This window comes from Peribacillus sp. FW305-BF15 (assembly GCF_058783805.1).
Genome location: NZ_JBYSYV010000016.1, coordinates 1 through 17,538 on the forward strand (window position 1 = coordinate 1; position 17,538 = coordinate 17,538).

Here is a 17,538-nt window from a genome sequence, read left to right on the forward strand (position 1 = left end):
CTCCTTTTGCCTACAGTCTTTTTTGTTTTAAAATAGAACTATTAAAACTTGAGGTGATGAGGATGCTTTCGAAACATCATTCTATTCAGCGAGATCAACTTGAAATGATTACTTTAGATCAACTGGTGCCGGCGAATCATTTGGTTCGTAAAATGGAGGCTTCCATTGACTTCACTTTCATTTATGATTTGGTGATAGATATGTATTCAGAGGTAGGACGCCCAAGTATTGATCCAGTTATTTTAGTTAAACTGACATTCATTCAATATACCTTCGGTATTCGTTCCATGCGTAAAACGATTGAAGAAGTTGAAACAAATATGGCTTACCGTTGGTTCTTAGGCTATGGTTTCAATGATAAAGTACCCCATTTCTCAACGTTCGGGAAAAATTATGAACGACGATTTAAAGATACAGACCTGTTTGAACAGATTTTCTATCGCATCTTAATGACAGCTGCTGATAGAAAGTTAATAAGTGCTGAACACGTATTCGTCGATTCCACACATGTGAAAGCCAATGCGAATAAGAGCAAATTTGAAAAGAAAATCGTACGCAAAGAAACACGAGCATTTCAAGGACGTCTTCAAGATCGTGAAAACCATGGAAAGAAGCCTTTTCCACCAGATAAATTTGATAAGGAAGAAACCAAAGCAATTAAAGAAAGTACTACGGATCCTGAGAGTGGCTACTATGTGAAAGATGAACGAACAAAACAGTTTGCCTATTCATTCCATGCGGCCGCAGACCGCAACGGTTTTGTATTGGGAACGATTGTAACACCTGGTAATACACATGACAGTCATATTTTGGAGCCACTTGTTGAGCAAGTGATTGAGAAAGTTGGAAAACCAGAAGCAGTTGCCGCAGATGCAGCTTATAAAACACCAGCGATAACAAGCTACCTATTTAACAAAGAAATAACACCTGCTTTACCTTATACACGTCCTCGTACAAAAGAAGGATTCTTTCGCAAACATGACTATGTTTACGATGAACACTTTGATTGTTACCTTTGCCCTTCGGGAGAAACTTTAAAGTACTCAACAACAAATAAAGAGGGCTATCGCGAGTACAAATCGCCAAAACAAATTTGTGCAACATGCTCATTTTTATCACGGTGTACTGAAAGCAAAGACCATCAAAAAGTAGTGACACGGCATATCTGGCAAGCATATGTGGAAGAAGCAGATCATCTGCGTCATCATCAAGAGGTAAAACCTATATATGCGAAACGCAAAGAAACGATTGAGCGTGTATTCGCGGATGCAAAAGAAAAGCATGGTATGCGTTGGACTACTTTAAGGGGACTTAAAAAATTGTCGATGCAAGCGATGCTTACTTTCGCTGCCATTAATTTAAAGAAGATGGCCACTTGGACATGGCAAGGTCCTAAAATGGCTTAACATTGTGGCTCGAAGAGCCCAAATCACTTAATTTTTGGTCAAAATTTCAAAGGAATTTCAAAAGGGGTTCGGAATTTTTTAATTCCGAACCCCTTTTGTCTACAAACTGAGACTTTCTACATTGTTTAAATGTAGGAAGTCTTATCTATTAAAGTGATTTCAAATGTTCAATACGTTTTTCTAATGGTGGGTGTGTAGAAAACAGTCTGGAAAATTTCCCTTTGCCACTAATTTTAAAGGCAGCAATAGACTTTTGGCTGTCATCAACCAAGTTCGTGGTATGTCTTAATGATTCTAAAGCGTGAATCATATTTGCCTTTCCACCTAAATCGGCAGCTAATTTGTCCGCTTTAAATTCACGTTTTCTTGAATGCCAAAAGATAATGGGACTGCTTAAAATACCGAATAGAATCTCGAAAACTATAGAAGATACGAAGTAAACAATACCGGCAACTTCTTCTCTTACAAAACTTGAAACGATTTTTGAAGCAATACGGGAGAAGAAAATAACGAACGTGTTAATCATTCCTTGCAAGAGTGTGGTTGTAACCATATCACCATTCTTAATGTGTGCTATTTCGTGTGCAATAACTCCACTAATCGCATTTCGATCCATTCTTTCTAACATACCGCTTGAAACAGCTACTAAAGAACGTTTTTTGCTCGGTCCAGTAGCAAATGCGTTGACCTCTTGTGAATGATAAATACCAACTTGCGGCATACCTTTCAAACCAGCCGTATGTGCTAATCGGTAGGTTTCTTCCAATACAAAACGTTCGTGATCGCCACGCGGGGAAAGTTCATCAATTAATTGAACACCCATAACCCATTTCGCCATTTTACGGGACATTAACAAAGAAATGAAGGAACCAGCAAAACCGGCGATGACGCTAAAGGCAAGTAGGGAACCGTAACCACCGCCACCAATATAACTTTCTACACCTAGTAACGTGGTGATCGTGGTAATGGTGATCAATACGAGAATATTAACGAAAATAAATAAGGAAATCCGTTTAAACAATTAAGCCCCTCCTAAAATATAATGAACCTTATCTTAATAAGGCGTTCATCAATAATGAAACAAACATTATAAAGCTATATACGAAAAAATAAAAAAAAAGTTTCAATAAAACTTCTCACCACTAAGAACAGAAAAAATTTTAGGCTATGTAACTTCATAGGGGAATTCAATTGCTATTCTTCGCCATTTCTCTTCCTAATTCGCAGCGAGAACCTTAATCCTTTGGATTTTAATGTATTTTTATCTAAAAAAATAAAAAAAAGAAACTTATGGAAATTCAGGTACTTATGTATTAATATAAGTGGAGTAAATAGTTCGTTATAACGAATTTAGGGGGACGTTTTGTGCGTAACAAAGGTATATTGTCATTGGTTTCTGTAGGTCTATTTGCTTCATCATTGTCTGTAGGTTTTGTTAAGGCAGAAGGAAACGATAACGGCTTGGCGAGGAAGGCCTTTGAAAGCCAAGTGGAAAAGCCTCTTGAAAAAGGTATTATTGATTCTAAAATGTTTAATCAACTTGAAAAAAAAATAAATGATTCTCAATCGGTTTCAGTTAAAGATTCTAACAAAATGGGTAGAATGAGTAGTTCTTCCAGTAGTAATTTTATTTTGGAAACTGAGCCCAATAACGACTTTGGTTCAGCAGATAATAGTTCTTATGAAAAATCATCTGTTGGTCAGTTGCTTCCTATGAATGATTTGGATTTACATAAAGTGGTTGTTCCTAGTGATGGAGTATTGTTAGTAGCAGGATTTACGGACTCATACTTTATTGATCTTGGGTTCGGGGCAGTTCAAAAAGATTTTGTTGAAAACAATAACTTAGAATATTTAGGCTATGAGGAAGATGAGGATGGAGTTGAAATACAAGCGTATCAAGCTAAGAAGGGCACATACTATGTGGGTGTCATAGACCTAGATAACGAATATATTGACGATAATACAACAGAAGACATATATGCTATCGGAACTGGATTTGTAGACAATGTTAAACCATCTAAGCCAACAGTTTATAAGATTGATAATAATGACAAAGTATTAACTGGAAAAGCAGAGGCTAGTTCTACTGTTACTGTTAAAAATGTAAGTAAGGTGTTAGGTTCAGCAAAAGCAACATCAAAAGGTACGTTCTCTATTAAAATACCTGTTCAAAAAGCAGGAACTAAATTGACAGTCACAGTTAAAGATAGTGCCGGCAATGTGAGTTCAAGTGTATCGGTAACTGTTGCTGATGTTGTCGCCCCAAGCAAGCCAACAGTAAATAAAGTAGATGATAACGATAAAGTTGTAAAAGGGAAAGCTGAAGCAAACTCAACTGTAACTGTTAAAGTAGGAAGTAAATCCATTGGTTCAGCAAAAGCTAGTTCTAAAGGGGTCTACTCAGTAAACATTAAAGCACAGAAAAAAGGAACGACACTCTCCATAACTGCAAAAGATAAAGCAGGAAATACTAGTTCTAAGAAAACGATTACAGTGGTAAAACATTAAATGGTGTATACACAAGTCGAGGCTAATTCCTCGGCTTTTTCTATAGGTTTTGGAATGATTTTCGCCACGATGGCATCTTAGGTGAATGATGCAGGAAAACAAAATGAATAATATCGTTAATAGCAATTAAATTAATAATTGTTAATAAGACAATGGAAGCAATGTTGGTCGTTTTATCAGAATTGATACCTATCGCACGGTTACATATCGAGCACGAATACCTGAAAAAGGTTGATGTATCTCTTCCGAAAGAAGCTTTTAATACTAGAATTCCGGATTGAAAAAAATTGTATATTTATCTTTATTAACTGTGACCTACCTATTATGAGAAAAGGGTCATACCTATTATATTTCTAATAGATATGACCCTTTTCTTATTTATTGAACTTATTAATTAACCATGATACCAACCTGTTTTATTATCAATAGCTACAAGCTGTTGCCATTTGCCTTTTCCATTGATTTGTATATACATAATGTACTGGCCTAGTCCGCCTTTTTCTAATTTTGTTTTATCTTTTTTTCCTACATAATTTTTCTTAATTTCATTAATAGTTTTTGTATATACTCCTGGTGACCATTGATATGGATCAGCAAAGTGTAATTCGTATGTTTTTACATAGGCATATTTGCCTTTGCCTTTGTATTTGATTTTGGACCAACCATATTGTTTAGCAGAAATCCATTTACCCTGATCCTTACCGATAAGTACACCACCATATACATTTACTATTGTACCTTCTTTAATTGTCCCTAATGTTTTATACGAAGTCCCAGGTGAAGATTTTACGGTAAGAGTTGTTTTAGCATAAGATTTGTCGTAGCTTGGGGCTTGAGATTCAGCCGAGTTGGATGCTACACATAACATCAGCAAACAAGCACCTACAAAAAGCGAAATCATTTTTTTTATTTTCATAGCACCTTATACATAGTCATAATTTACTTATTTTTATGAAAAATATTCCTTTTTAATCATATCATAAGGAGCTATATAAAACTATTATATTAATAAGGACGTGCCCCATCTCAAGGTTGATTTTACCATAATTTATGAATTTCATAAGCAAGCCGGGATGCTGCCCCTAAGCGCAGTGTATTCGTACTGCGTAGTTCGATATTTACACAAACACACTTATTTTTGTTAAAATTAGGTAGTGTTAAATTATATTAAGGGGCAATTGTTGTGCAAAAAATACCAGGACTTATATCTATTCTAATCCCGTCTGTTTTAACATTATTGATCATTAACTTTGTATTTGATATTGTATCCTTGAAAATTCAAGGAATGCCACTCGTACTTCCGTTTATACTGTGTCCAATAGGAGCTATATTGGGATTCGTAGGCTATGAAATGATTCGCCATAAACTTTCGTTAGTTGGAATAATTTTTAACACGTTTTTATTTGTGTTCCCAATCTTATATAACATCGTCGCTATACTTACACAAGGTCCATAATCTTTAGAACAAAAGGGTTGGATTTTTCCAATCCTCCGTTTTAAGAGATATATCGCCCAGTTTGTGTCAACTCTACAATAAGTCTTAAGAAACGAACGGGTGCGTTAGTTCATTACCCAAAAATGATCAATCTTTTTTATAAAAGAATAATCCAATTAAATATTATAAGGGCATGTTTGATTAATCTTTTTTCAAGACATACTCCTTCTATTTATTTATCAAGGTTTCTTGCATTAATTTGACCAAACTTTGTTTCAAAGCTACATCTACTTTCTCTTAAGGAGCTGAGACCTATGATTCTAGGTTCTTCCCAAGTTGTTAAAGGAATATCCGAAACTAGCGATTATGTAACTCCATTCACAGCCTTTGGCCCATGGATTGCCATTCTAATTATGGCTTTTATTGTAGGGTGTCTGTATTTAGGATTTAGAAGAAGATCTAAAAAATAAGTTGTGTTCGAACTTTTGTTTCATTGCCAGAATATTGTCTAAATCATCACTCTACCTTATTGATTTTTTGTAGATTACAGTCTAATATTGTAAGAAGCACCATAACATACTAGAGGAGGAAAATACTGATGAAGAAATTGTTTGTATGTTTATTTGGTTTTGCACTATTATTCACAGCCGCTCAAACTAATGCAAGTGCTGCTGGAGCTGGGGACAAGAACTGTGGAGACTTCTCATCTACTCAAGAGGTAATGAAATTTTGGAAAGATAACGGGTACAGTGCTTCTAATGACCCTCATGACCTTGATAGAGATAGCGATGGCTTACCATGTGAAGTTTCTCAAAGTGAGTATGATAGTTTCGTAGCATCAACAGACGATTCTAAAGAAGAAGATACTTCAGGAACAAAAGAAGATACTTCAGATACAAATGAAGATTCAGATGACAACTCAACAACTGTTACAAACGATGACACAAACAAAGATGACGATGCAAGCAAATCTGATGAGTCAACATCTACAACTTCTGACTCTAAAGAAGGCGAAAAATTACCAGAAACAGCATCTAACGCTGTTACAATGATGGGATTAAGTGCAGTCCTTCTTGCTGCTGGTTCTCTTCTAGTATTCCGTAAGAAACAAACTAACTAATTTATGCAGAGGACGACATAACCTGTCGTCTTCTTTTCCTTTAAGGTGGTAATCATGAGAAAATATCTAGGTTTTTTATTTATCATAATTGGATTAAGCATAGGCACCTATTATTTTATCGAATGGAACACCGGTCGTTCTGCTGCTGAAGAATTGAATGCAAAGGAAATTATTAAATACGAACAAATGGAAGTTAATGCAAAAGAAACCTCAGAACCAAATACGCAGCAGGAAAAAGAGACAACTATGAAAGGACCAGTTCCTCAAACTCCTTCCACCCAAGTAAATCATACAGAGGGAGATAAAATTGCCTATTTAGTGGTTCCTAAGTTCAAACAAAAGTATTCTGTTTTCTGGGGAGCAGATGATAAAGTGCTAAAAAAGGGCGTGGGTATGTTCGTGAGCGAGTTAACCACAGCTCCTGATGGAGGCGGTCATACAGTATTAAGCGGTCATAGAGATACGATTTTTTATAAATTGGATGAGCTAGAGACCGGTGACATGCTCAATGTGGAGTATGACGATAAAGTGTTTTCCTATTCCATCAATAAAATCTTCATAACGGACCCGGATGACCGGACAGTTATCGTAAAAAAAGATGCAGCAACATTAACGTTAACTACCTGTTACCCCTTTAATTACGTAGGTGACGCACCTGAACGATACATTATCCAGGCAGAATTAATCGACAGTGGCACTTAACAAGACAGCATTCAACTAGATGCTGTCTTGTTTTTATGTACGTTTTTCTTTCGAGTTCAGCCATATTAAAGAAAATCTCTTAAAATAGTGAAATTTTTGTCATCTCAAGGTTAATATTTGACCGGATATTTTCCTTGGCAGTTTTAATTTCTAAACTAATATTCTCCATATCTGTAGGCTTAGTAGAAAACTAAAAGTATTGTTCTAGATTATCTGAAAACGCCTCCCTTGGAAAGGGGGGTAGCTCCATCATTCACCCTCGTCAAGAATACATAGGCCGCATCATCGTTTGATCCCCTATAACGTTCCGATCGCACAGCTAGGTAATCTTTTATGTCCTGCATGGACGGGGGAGAGACTGCCACTACATCCTTTTTTCCACCCTTACGTAATACATGTATTTGTTTTTCCTCAAAATCCAAGTCTCGTAGCCTTAAGTTGGATAACTCATTCACCCGGATGCCGCTTTCTAAGAAGAGGGATAAGATCGCAAAGTCACGTTCCTTGTCCCTTTTAAAGTATATGAGTTTCCTGGACTTTTCAGGGAGCTCTCTTTCATAGTCATGCTTCACGAATTCAAGAAACCGAGCATCCTCATCATTGTGGAAAATCTTCGTCGATATTCTGGAAGCACGCGCGCCCAATGTTTCCTTCACTTTATTCACTTCAATTTTCAACATGACATTCCGATAGAAGTAAGGTTCGCCGTCTTCATTTTCCGTCTGGGTCGTTAAATACTTGAAAAGGGAACGTAATGCTGAAATTTTCCGATTGACTGATACCTTTTCCGCTTTTTTTGTTTCCTGCTTATTGATGGGAATATTTCTCCGTTCCAAAAATTTGATAAAGGATTGCGCTTCGAACAACTTCAACTTTTCCAGCACGGACAGGGGGATATCCTTAATATGCTCCTGCTCAGCAATGCCTTCAGCTATCAACCACTCCAAAAATAATTTATAATCAAGAACGTAATTCAAGAGGGTGGAGGGGGACCGGGTATCCAACTTATTGTCAACATATTCAACGATATAGAAAGGCATGGACTTAACCAGCTGTTCCAATTTCTGTTCATGGACTTGATGTTGTCTGGTATTGGCCATTGGTTTACTCCTTTTTAAAGTTTAATTTATGCGTAAAATTCAATTTTTACGCATAAATGGATACCTCTAATCAGAGTGATATTGAAATAGTTAGTTAAAACCTTTCAGAAAACCTTTGACTAACGGTACTTTAGTTCTATACAAAATGAGTGAAGACCACAAATCACAATAATATAAGACGGGGGAAGAATTGCTCGGGGTGATTGAAGAACAGCGAAATAAGTTTATAAAGCCCATCCAACAGGATCTGCTCAATGAAGCAATTTCCGAGGGATTTACATAAGAATAGGTTTTTTCGAGGTCCTCATTTTGAGGGCTTCTTTTGTTGCAAATATAAACACCCAATTAATTCTAGGTATTCTGGGAGTAATGAGCGTATATTGTATTGGATTCGCTTCAAAAGGATTATTTTAAAAATAAGACCATTTTACTAAGTTGGTTTGATATACTAGAAATGGAAAAATTGAGAGGTTCATTTTAATTAGTAGGGAAGTGTAAAAAAATGCTCTGGAAAATTAACTTTTGGCTAATTATAGCTATATCGATAGCTTCAATGTTTGTAGAAGCGGTTCATGGTCCGGTGATAGAAACTACTGATACTGTTATCAGTATTATTTCCACAATTGGATTATTTGGCTATGTATATAACAAACAATGGTTATCAAAGTCATTCTGGAAATTCGTATTTATAATAACTGTAATTGAAGTGCTTGCATACACAATGTTGGATGTGCTTAATGATCCAGAACTTGGAGTAGGGGGAATGATTTTCGTTACAGCTTTCACGCTTATCATAATGTATCCTTTCTTTCTAGGTTTATATAGATATGGATTCCGTAAGCAAAATTTAGCTTAGTGACTTCATAATAGCAGGTGCATTTGTTTGAATAAGGCATTAAAAAAGGAGACCATAAAATATGTTAACAGTCGATAATTATATTGATTCCATTAAAGCTAACCTTGAGGAACATTCAGATTTGTTAGTAGCTAACCTTAAAAATATCATTACATACAACTATTTTTCTGAAATAGATTTGTTGGATTTTACCGCATTTATTGAGCCTACAAATTTTGAAATTTCAATAAGGATGTTCTCTATGGATAGAGAAGCTAACGAAGTTTTCTATGAAGGTAATGACACAACAGTTTTTGCAGGTAGTGTTGATATAGTTCCTGATGTTACATACTATCAGTTAATCGACAATTCATTGGATGATTTTTTTGATAATTTTTACGAAGAAAACTATCCCGCAATATACGAATTAGAACAAAAAGCGTTTACAGATTGGTTTAGTAAATGTTGGAAAAAATCAGGTGGGGATATATTGAATTTACCATCGTTCTTTGTTTTCCACGATGATACTAAATCATATGAGTTAAAAAATAATCAATGGATTGATGATGAAGAAAAATGGTCATAAAAAACGATGAAGAATGCCTATATAAAGGCATTCTTTTTTAGTATCCAAATATCAACATTAACGATTAATATAACTTATATTTAAACATCTCAAATTTGCAACTGCTTTTAATTTGTCTTCGCGACGAGCGCCTAAAACAATTTTAGGTTTTTTTTCGCCAAGTATTTTGCAGTTACTTCTCCAATTCCTGATGAATCGCCAGTGATTAAAACTAATAAGCCCATTCGAGATCACTCTCGAGTAGGCTTATTTATTTTTACAAGCAACACCTTTACTTATGGTTCCCGTAATACATCTATGTCTTTATTTTCCCTTTATCAAACTATTAATATAACAATTCTTGTTTGATACCCTTTTGTTTATTTTTCGGAGGGGTAAGCTCTTTAGGAATTAGGGAGGTATACGTTTCCCCATCGAGTCTTTCAGCTAACTCTTTTTTAGCATTATCAAGTAATTCTGGGTTTTCAAGAGCCGAAATAGCCGTACATGCCATTGCTTTTCCAGCTAATAACATGGCATCATGGGCGTAGCTTTCTTTACCTTGCGTGACAGCCTGCCAAGTATGAAAGGGTGTTCCAAACGCCCAGGTGGAAGTAACACATTGTGCAGTTGGAACATTCCAGCTAACATCGGCAACATCTGTGGACCCTCCCATAAATGTTTCTTTTTCAGAAAAAGGAACGATAAAGTCGGCAATAGGTCGTTCTGCTAATTGAGAAGCTCCTTGTTTCCCAACTTGTAAAGCTGCCGTACGCTTCTCCTCGTCAGTCAACGTTTCATAGATTGTTTTTGCATAGTTTATATCCTGTTGAGTAGCAAGAGGTGCGCCTATTTCCTGCATATATTGGTGCATCACTTTTTCAAGGGTCAGATTTGGAATTAAATTATGGCAGGAACCTTGAATTTCGAAATCAACATTCGTTTGCGTCATAAGTGCCGCACCGCGGGAACAGTTAACTACCCTGTCATAAAGCTCTTTTACTTGATCTGGTTTCGGTGCACGGATTAAGTATGTCACTTCCGCCTCAGCCTGAACGACGTTTGGAGCCAATCCTCCTGTATTGGTTACAGCATAATGAATTCGAGCTTCATCAATCATGTGTTCCCTCAAATAATTGACTCCAACATTCATAAGTTCGACTGCATCTAAGGCACTTCTTCCTAAATGTGGTGATGCAGCGGCATGGGCACTTCTCCCTTTAAATTTAAAGTGTGCATGGATGACAGCGTTGGCAGTGGAGTTCATTACAGCATTCATTGTTGAAGGATGCCATGAGAAGGCAGCATCAACATCTTTAAAAAGACCGTCTCTTGCCATAAAGGTTTTCCCGTATCCACTTTCTTCTGCTGGACAGCCAAAATATTTTACTGTTCCACCAAGCTTATTTTCCATCAAATAATCCTTAACCGTAATAGCTGCCGCTAAGGAACCTACGCCCAGCAAATTATGTCCACAGCCATGGCCATTTCCATTTTTAATAATGGGCTCAGATATACCGATGCGTGCTTGTTGACTTAGCCCTGCCAAGGCATCATATTCCCCGAGAATCGCAATGACCGGATGACCAGATCCATATGAGGCAACAAAACCTGTTTCAAGACTAGCTATTCCCTTTTTTACGGTAAACCCTTCCTTTTCCATTGCTTCGCTAAGCAAATCAGCTGAACGGAATTCCTCAAATCTGGTTTCTGCAAACTCCCATATTTGATCACTTAGCTGTGTAAACAAGGTGCGTTTATTATCGATTAAATTTGTAATTTTTTCTGATAGAGTAGTCAATTTTTCCATCTCCTAAATTGCGTTATTTTTGAAAGAAGGAACCTCTTTCTTAGTGCGAATTAAAAATAAAGATCCCGCACACAATAGAGCAAACATAATCAGCATAATAAAAGCAACTGTATAAGAACCGTCAAAAGCATCGACTAAAAATCCTATTAACATCGGAGTAAGAACCCCAGCGAATTGGGCTCCGGTATTAATGAACCCATTTGCAGTACCTACAACCTCTTCAGACAGCATTTTTAATGGAGCTGAGATGATCAGAATAATATTAAACGACATGAATACAGTAACAACACTTTGATAGACAGCAAACATTGCTATATTTGGTGCATAAGCCATTAAATATAGAAAAACCGCCGTTAATACTGCAAATACAGCTGCAATTACCTTATCTTTCCCTTCAGGTAATTTATCCAAAATATAGCCGCTTACAATCATGGCAATAATTCCTGCAAACGCTGGAATAGCTGAAATATACCCGACTGATGTTAAGTCGAGATGTCGTTCCGCTACTAAATAAGTCGGCATCCACGCCATTAATCCCCATTGCACTGCATAAATGGCAAAATAGGCAATGAACAAATTCCAGATAATCGGAGTTTTTAAAACTTCTCTTAAAGGTGCTTTATTTTTCGAAGGGTTTTCACTTTTTCCTACAGTTGAATCTCTCCGCTCTTTTATGAAAAATACATAGAGGAAGGCAAAGATAATACCAATGGCTCCCGCAATATAAAAGATTGTTCTCCAACCGATACTTTGCATGGACTGGGTACCTATTATTGGTGTTATTACCCCCATAATTGTCCCAGAAGTGAGCATGAAGGACATGGCACGGCTACGTTCATTTTGTGGAAACCAACTCGCAATACCTTTTGACGCAGATGGAAAAAAGCTGCCTTCCCCAAGTCCAAAAAGAAATCGAATGAGGATTAAGGACATGAAGGACCATGCCATTCCTGACAAAATCGTGAAGACGGACCAAGCAAAAACAGCCATGATAATGATTTTTCGGAAACCAAACCGATCTGCGAGCCACCCCCCGGGAATTTGCATTAAGGCATAACCTGCAAAAAAGCTGCTTAAAACAATTCCAGTCTGGGAGGCACTTAAATGTAGATCCTCTGAAATACCTAAAATCGCATAATTCATAAAAAATCGATCAAAGTTTCCAATTGACCATCCTAAGAATAGCAAGATGATAATGACATACTTCCAGTTCTGCGACAATTTAGATACCATATAATTCCTCCTGGCGAAATTAGTTGAATTCTGTATAATTATAAAAAATTCTAACTATTCAAACAATGTTTGGTTCTATATAATAATTACATAAACTATGTGGAGGTCTACATATTCCTATGGAGGTTGTATAAAGTGGAAACATTGATGAAAATCAAACAATTTTTAGTGGGTGACTGTTGCTTTTCACATTTTCAGCTGTGGCAAAGCCTAAATGGATTAGATTTTTCACTTGTTTTATCTCATCATTTTGACAAAGAAACACCCATACCAGAAAGATTTTTCAATGAAAAAATTCGCACCCATGAAAATCACACCGATATTTACTATCATTATGTCAATCATACAACCATTGTCCTTAGGCTCAGCAAATCATCCGTATTAAAAATCGAAAGCAAGCAAAAACTTAAAACGATAATCGATTTACATTACTTGCAAGTAATGCTAGATAGAGAAAAATATATTAGGAACAAAATGATGGAGAGCATCCGTGATATATCAGTACACGAAGATTTAGATGATTTGCTAAAAAAAATATTAGAAAATGCCTTGTCTGTTATACCTGTAGCTAATATGGGAGTTTTATGGATATACGAACCAAGCTTAGAGGTGCTTTTTCCTAAAGCATGGACAGGCGGTCCTAATGAAGAAATTGGAAAAATGAGAATGAGGGTTGGGGAGGGAATTATCGGAAAAACCTTTAAAGATAATAAATCTTTTATTCTTACAAATATAGAGGGAATTCTCTCAGAATCCTCTAATATTTCACCAGGTAATCTTTTTCATTTGTATAACTCTGTCCAATTTGACGATTTACAATCCATTATTTCAGTGCCAATAAAGGTTGAGGAGAGTACTTTATGTGTTTTGATCATCTACCAAAATGGTACTTATCCGCTTTTAACGAAAGATGACCAACAACTGTTAGAAAGTTTTTCCGATCAGGTTTCTATTGTCTTAAGAAATTCGAATCTATACCAAAATCTAAAAAAACAAAATGACCTTTTAATTCAACGAGATACCATACACAATTCTTTAATAAAATTGTCTCTTCAAAGTAAAGGTTTACAAAAAATCGCAAATGAAATAAAAAAGATGATAAACCATCCATTAATGATAGTAGACTTAACAGATGATCAATTATATTCAAGTCCAACCCCATGGAAAGTGGAGCTTCCTTCAGAGCTGATAAAGATAAATACAAAATTACCAACTCAATCTTTTTTTACTGAGTCTTATAATAGTCAGTCATTGTATATTCACCCTATTATTGCTATCGATGTACCCATTGGAATAATGGCCGTAGAAATGGAGGAAGATGACCTTTTTCCTTTAAACAAAATGATTATTGAACAGGCAAGCTCAGTAATTGCATTAGAGATTATCAGAAAACAAACATTAGTTGATTCTTTTTATCAAAAAACAAATGATCTATTTAAAGATTTTATTGAGAGCCAAGAATATAACCTGATACGAAAGAAGGCCAGTGAGCTTAGAATTAATGATCATCCCTATTATATGGCAATCGTAATTCATCTACATCCTCATGCAGATTTCCATTTTGTTAATATGCAAATGCACAAACTTATTGCCCAAATTAAAAAGCAGTTAGGAATATTTGTTTCAATCGTTTTTGGTTATGGAAATAAAGTGACGTTGGTATGCCAATTTAATAACTTTGCAGATCAAGATTATGTTAAAAGGAGATTAGCGCTTATTCATTCCAACTGGATTAATGTGCATGAAGAATCGCTAAAAATAGGGATAGGTACCTGCTATCCAAGTATGGATAATATAGCGAAAAGTTACTCCGAAGCGGATAAAGCCCTTTCCTTTCTAATCTCGAGACAGCTTAAAAGTATCGTGAATTATCAGGATATTGGCATAAATCATCTGTTTATTCACCAACCCATTGATGACTTGAACTCTTTTGTAAATGAAGTTTTTAATCCCCTCCAATCTGATAAAGACGGTACTTTGGATTTAGAACAAACCTTGCTTGCCTATATGGAGAACGACCGTCAGGCTACACAAACAGCCAAAAATTTGCATATCCATGTTAATACTTTATATCAAAGGCTAAAAAGGATCGAAGAAAAGCTTCAAATTTCCTTTTCGAATCCAGAAGACATTTTAAAAGTTCAACTTGCATGTTATTTAAGAAATTCAATCGTCTCACTAGACTCGTAGCCTTAAGTGTATAACTCGTTTACCCGGATCACGCCTCCTAAGAAGAGGGATATTCCTTTTCTGAATTCACACCTTTTTATCCTGTTAATTGATAATATTGGAAGAAATATCGTCTTTTTTATGAGGGTCTTGGGAGTAAAAAAATTGAAAACATTGAAGTTAACATTTCCGGCAAGAAACTCAACGAATGTGTTTATGGATGGGATAAAATAGAGAAAACCAAACAATGCTCTTGAAAAATTTTAAAATGTTAAAATGTAAGTATAATCACATTATTTTCAGTTAATATTTTACACTACCCCTGGTTGCTAGGGGACATTGGTTCTCGTCTACTAACGTAGCAAGGGACCAATTAAACATTTTTAAAAATTTTGTACAAGGGTAAAACCGTTTGTAAAAGGCTTTAATACCTTAAGGAGGAGAAGAAGTGAGTCGAACGAAAAGCATCATTTCACTTAAAAATATTATCTGGAAGCGAAATGGAAAGCTGTTATTGAATGGGGTTTCATGGGAGGTCCAAAAAGGGGAACATTGGGCACTTCTAGGTCTAAATGGATCAGGGAAAACATCTCTTTTAAAAATGATTACAGGTTATCAATGGCCGAATAGTGGTGAAGTGTCCGTTTTAGGGAATCTTTTTGGAAAAACGAATATTCCTGAACTGCGGAAATCCATCGGCTGGGTCAGTTCCTCATTAGATCAGGAATATCAGTCACGCCCAAATGATACAGCACTTGAAGTAGTTTTAAGCGGAAAATTTGCTTCAATTGGATTATATGAGGAAATTACAGAGGATGATGTAAAGAAAGCAAAAGCATTACTTGACCAATTCAGAATCAAATTTTTGTCTAACCAATTTATCCACACACTCTCTCAAGGTGAAAAAAGAAAAGTAATGATTGCAAGGGCCCTCATGTCTTCACCGCAATTATTAATCTTAGATGAGCCTTGCAATGGACTGGATATTTACTCTAAAGAAGAGCTGTTAGCATCTATTGAAGATATGACTGCTGCACCCAACGGCCCGACCATTTTATATGTTACACATCATATTGAAGAAATCGTACCATCTATAACCCATGCTATGTTAATCAATTCGGGGAACGTTATGGGTAAAGGAGAAAAAAGGGACATATTAACCGAATCATTATTGGAAAAGACCTTTTGTGTCCCAGTCAAAGTAGAATGGGAGAATGAGCGTCCCTGGATCCGGATTAAATCCCTGTTATTTTCTGAGAAAAAATAAACCTAGTATGCTGAAGAGTAAAGTTAAGCATTCGTAATGGTAAAACTACAAGATGAATATAGATTGCTTTCCATTGGAGGGCCTAATCAAATAACTTGATTTAGTGAGGCATAATAGTCGTTAGGACATCTTAATTTATCCTAATATGTAGAATGGTAGGTGTCTGTTCTGGCTGTTATCATTTGACAACTCCTAAAGTTAATGTATTTTTATTTTTCTTAAAGGCTTTATTTTTGGTGAAAAGCGATTAAATCTGATAATAACGGAAGCAGGGGAACTGTTAGTATATTGCCCAGAAAATAAGAAGATATTATAATAAAGTAAGTATGCGTCTTTAAATATAATAGTTGTCTACTTTGTTTGTTGTACAATAAGGTAACGTTTAGACTAATATCCATTTATTTTAACAATATTAGATGTAGGGTGAGTAAAAGTAGGATAAAATGAGATGGAACTGTTTTATTTGACAATAAAATTGGATTGTAATTCAAACGTAAGATAAAAAAAATTTAAGAATGGGGTGTTTTCAATTAATTTCAATCCAGTCTCCAGTAAAAAGTTATATGTTCAAATTTATAATCAAATTCTTTCTAGTATACTTTCAGGAGAATTTAAAATAGGTGATAAACTACCAGCGGAGAGAGAATTATGTGAACAATTTGGTGTGAGCCGTGCACCAGTCAGACAAGCTCTTAGTGCTTTGGAACTGAATGGATTTATCTATTCTCGACAAGGCGAAGGTGTTTATATTCAAAGTAATCAACCTCAATCAGAGGATTCTAAATCTGATCACGTTTTAGATTCTATATCACCAGAGGATATTATTGATGCTAGAATGAATATCGAACCACTTATTATAAAATTCGCTGCTGAAAGAGCTACAGATGAAGATATTCAGGAGCTTCATACAATTATTAATAAGATGGAAGAAGAAACAAAAGCGGGTGTATATGTACCCGAAACAGATGAGGCCTTTCACTTTGGGATTGCAAAAGCAACACATAATGAACTATTTATTAAAATCATTTCAGACATTATTAGTTCGATGAAACAGCAAGAAATGTGGCAATTTATTCGTGATCGTACCGTTACTCGACCAGATTATCGAGATGTTAACTTTCGTGAACATCAATTACTGATTAAAGCAATTGAAGAACACAACCAAGAGGAAGCAGTGAAACTCATGACATCTCATATGCAAAATTTATATAACCGATATTGGATTGACTAATTAGATGAAATGTCTTTATGCTAAACCATTATATTTAACCTTAGAAAATTGAATTTCCTTTAAAAAAGAAAAGGCGAAGCCATGCAGTTGTCATTTACCTGCATAGACTTTGCCTTTTTTGTATTTTAGTTCAATTTTATGAATAGCCGATTTT

The 17,538-nt window shown here is 35.7% G+C and carries 16 protein-coding genes; 11 read left to right on the forward strand and 5 right to left on the reverse strand.

The features are described 5' to 3' along the window. The first annotated feature begins 62 nt into the window (after window positions 1-62). The gene (locus tag AC3WLU_RS17240; protein WP_492597665.1) at window positions 63-1,406 is read left to right on the forward strand and encodes an IS1182 family transposase; all 1,344 of its coding nucleotides are present in this window, start codon (window positions 63-65) and stop codon (window positions 1,404-1,406) included. Between the two features lie 148 nt (window positions 1,407-1,554). Here AC3WLU_RS17240 and htpX read toward each other — a convergent pair whose 3' ends face one another. Next, on the reverse strand, window positions 1,555-2,427 hold the full coding sequence (gene htpX, locus AC3WLU_RS17245; protein WP_492597621.1) for a protease HtpX: 873 nt from the start codon (window positions 2,425-2,427) through the stop codon (window positions 1,555-1,557). Between the two features lie 344 nt (window positions 2,428-2,771). On the opposite strand from htpX, the gene AC3WLU_RS17250 reads away from it, so the two are divergent. Beyond that, window positions 2,772-3,917, forward strand: coding sequence for an Ig-like domain-containing protein (locus tag AC3WLU_RS17250; RefSeq protein WP_492597622.1), 1,146 nt, complete (start codon window positions 2,772-2,774; stop codon window positions 3,915-3,917). Window positions 3,918-4,311: 394 nt separating this feature from the next. Here the strand turns inward: AC3WLU_RS17250 and AC3WLU_RS17255 are convergent, their stop codons facing one another. Next, window positions 4,312-4,833 carry an SH3 domain-containing protein gene (locus AC3WLU_RS17255; RefSeq protein ID WP_492597623.1) on the reverse strand — a complete coding sequence of 174 codons (522 nt, stop codon included), beginning with the start codon at window positions 4,831-4,833 and terminating at the stop codon, window positions 4,312-4,314. Window positions 4,834-5,100: 267 nt separating this feature from the next. Here AC3WLU_RS17255 and AC3WLU_RS17260 point away from each other — a divergent pair, with 267 nt between their 5' ends. The 4 genes from AC3WLU_RS17260 (at window position 5,101) to srtD (ending at window position 7,174) form a co-directional block, all read left to right on the forward strand. Continuing rightward, window positions 5,101-5,373, forward strand: coding sequence for a YnaG family membrane protein (locus AC3WLU_RS17260; RefSeq protein ID WP_492597624.1), 273 nt, complete (start codon window positions 5,101-5,103; stop codon window positions 5,371-5,373). Between the two features lie 293 nt (window positions 5,374-5,666). Further along, complete coding sequence (locus AC3WLU_RS17265) at window positions 5,667-5,822, forward strand: hypothetical protein (protein ID WP_241637562.1); 156 nt, start codon at window positions 5,667-5,669, stop codon at window positions 5,820-5,822. Between the two features lie 128 nt (window positions 5,823-5,950). Beyond that, window positions 5,951-6,472, forward strand: a complete 522-nt coding sequence (locus tag AC3WLU_RS17270) for an excalibur calcium-binding domain-containing protein (protein WP_096340549.1) — start codon at window positions 5,951-5,953, stop codon at window positions 6,470-6,472. 54 nt (window positions 6,473-6,526) lie between these two features. Beyond that, window positions 6,527-7,174, forward strand: coding sequence for a class D sortase, LPxTATN-specific (srtD, locus tag AC3WLU_RS17275; protein WP_096340548.1), 648 nt, complete (start codon window positions 6,527-6,529; stop codon window positions 7,172-7,174). A gap of 209 nt (window positions 7,175-7,383) precedes the next feature. Here srtD and xerS read toward each other — a convergent pair whose 3' ends face one another. Then, on the reverse strand, window positions 7,384-8,274 hold the full coding sequence (xerS, locus tag AC3WLU_RS17280) for a tyrosine recombinase XerS (RefSeq protein ID WP_492597625.1): 891 nt from the start codon (window positions 8,272-8,274) through the stop codon (window positions 7,384-7,386). Window positions 8,275-8,776: 502 nt separating this feature from the next. Between xerS and AC3WLU_RS17285 the strand changes: the two genes are divergently transcribed. Further along, the gene (locus tag AC3WLU_RS17285; RefSeq protein WP_492597626.1) at window positions 8,777-9,130 is read left to right on the forward strand and encodes a hypothetical protein; all 354 of its coding nucleotides are present in this window, start codon (window positions 8,777-8,779) and stop codon (window positions 9,128-9,130) included. Between the two features lie 61 nt (window positions 9,131-9,191). Next, on the forward strand, window positions 9,192-9,695 hold the full coding sequence (locus AC3WLU_RS17290; RefSeq protein ID WP_096340533.1) for a hypothetical protein: 504 nt from the start codon (window positions 9,192-9,194) through the stop codon (window positions 9,693-9,695). A 325-nt stretch (window positions 9,696-10,020) separates the two neighbouring features. On the opposite strand, the gene AC3WLU_RS17295 is transcribed toward AC3WLU_RS17290, so the two are convergent. Next, window positions 10,021-11,475: a M20 family metallopeptidase gene (locus AC3WLU_RS17295; protein WP_492597627.1), complete on the reverse strand. Its 1,455-nt coding sequence runs from the start codon at window positions 11,473-11,475 to the stop codon at window positions 10,021-10,023. Window positions 11,476-11,487: 12 nt separating this feature from the next. Beyond that, window positions 11,488-12,717 (reverse strand): MFS transporter, encoded by a 1,230-nt coding sequence (locus AC3WLU_RS17300; protein ID WP_492597628.1) that lies wholly within the window; start codon window positions 12,715-12,717, stop codon window positions 11,488-11,490. A 135-nt stretch (window positions 12,718-12,852) separates the two neighbouring features. Between AC3WLU_RS17300 and AC3WLU_RS17305 the strand changes: the two genes are divergently transcribed. The 3 genes from AC3WLU_RS17305 to AC3WLU_RS17315 all read left to right on the forward strand — a co-directional run bounded on the left by AC3WLU_RS17305 (window position 12,853) and on the right by AC3WLU_RS17315 (window position 17,384). Next, the gene (locus AC3WLU_RS17305; RefSeq protein ID WP_492597629.1) at window positions 12,853-14,907 is read left to right on the forward strand and encodes a helix-turn-helix domain-containing protein; all 2,055 of its coding nucleotides are present in this window, start codon (window positions 12,853-12,855) and stop codon (window positions 14,905-14,907) included. Window positions 14,908-15,334: 427 nt separating this feature from the next. Continuing rightward, window positions 15,335-16,153: an ABC transporter ATP-binding protein gene (locus AC3WLU_RS17310; protein ID WP_492597630.1), complete on the forward strand. Its 819-nt coding sequence runs from the start codon at window positions 15,335-15,337 to the stop codon at window positions 16,151-16,153. 520 nt (window positions 16,154-16,673) lie between these two features. Beyond that, complete coding sequence (locus tag AC3WLU_RS17315) at window positions 16,674-17,384, forward strand: FadR/GntR family transcriptional regulator (RefSeq protein ID WP_249595997.1); 711 nt, start codon at window positions 16,674-16,676, stop codon at window positions 17,382-17,384. Window positions 17,385-17,538: the final 154 nt, after the last annotated feature.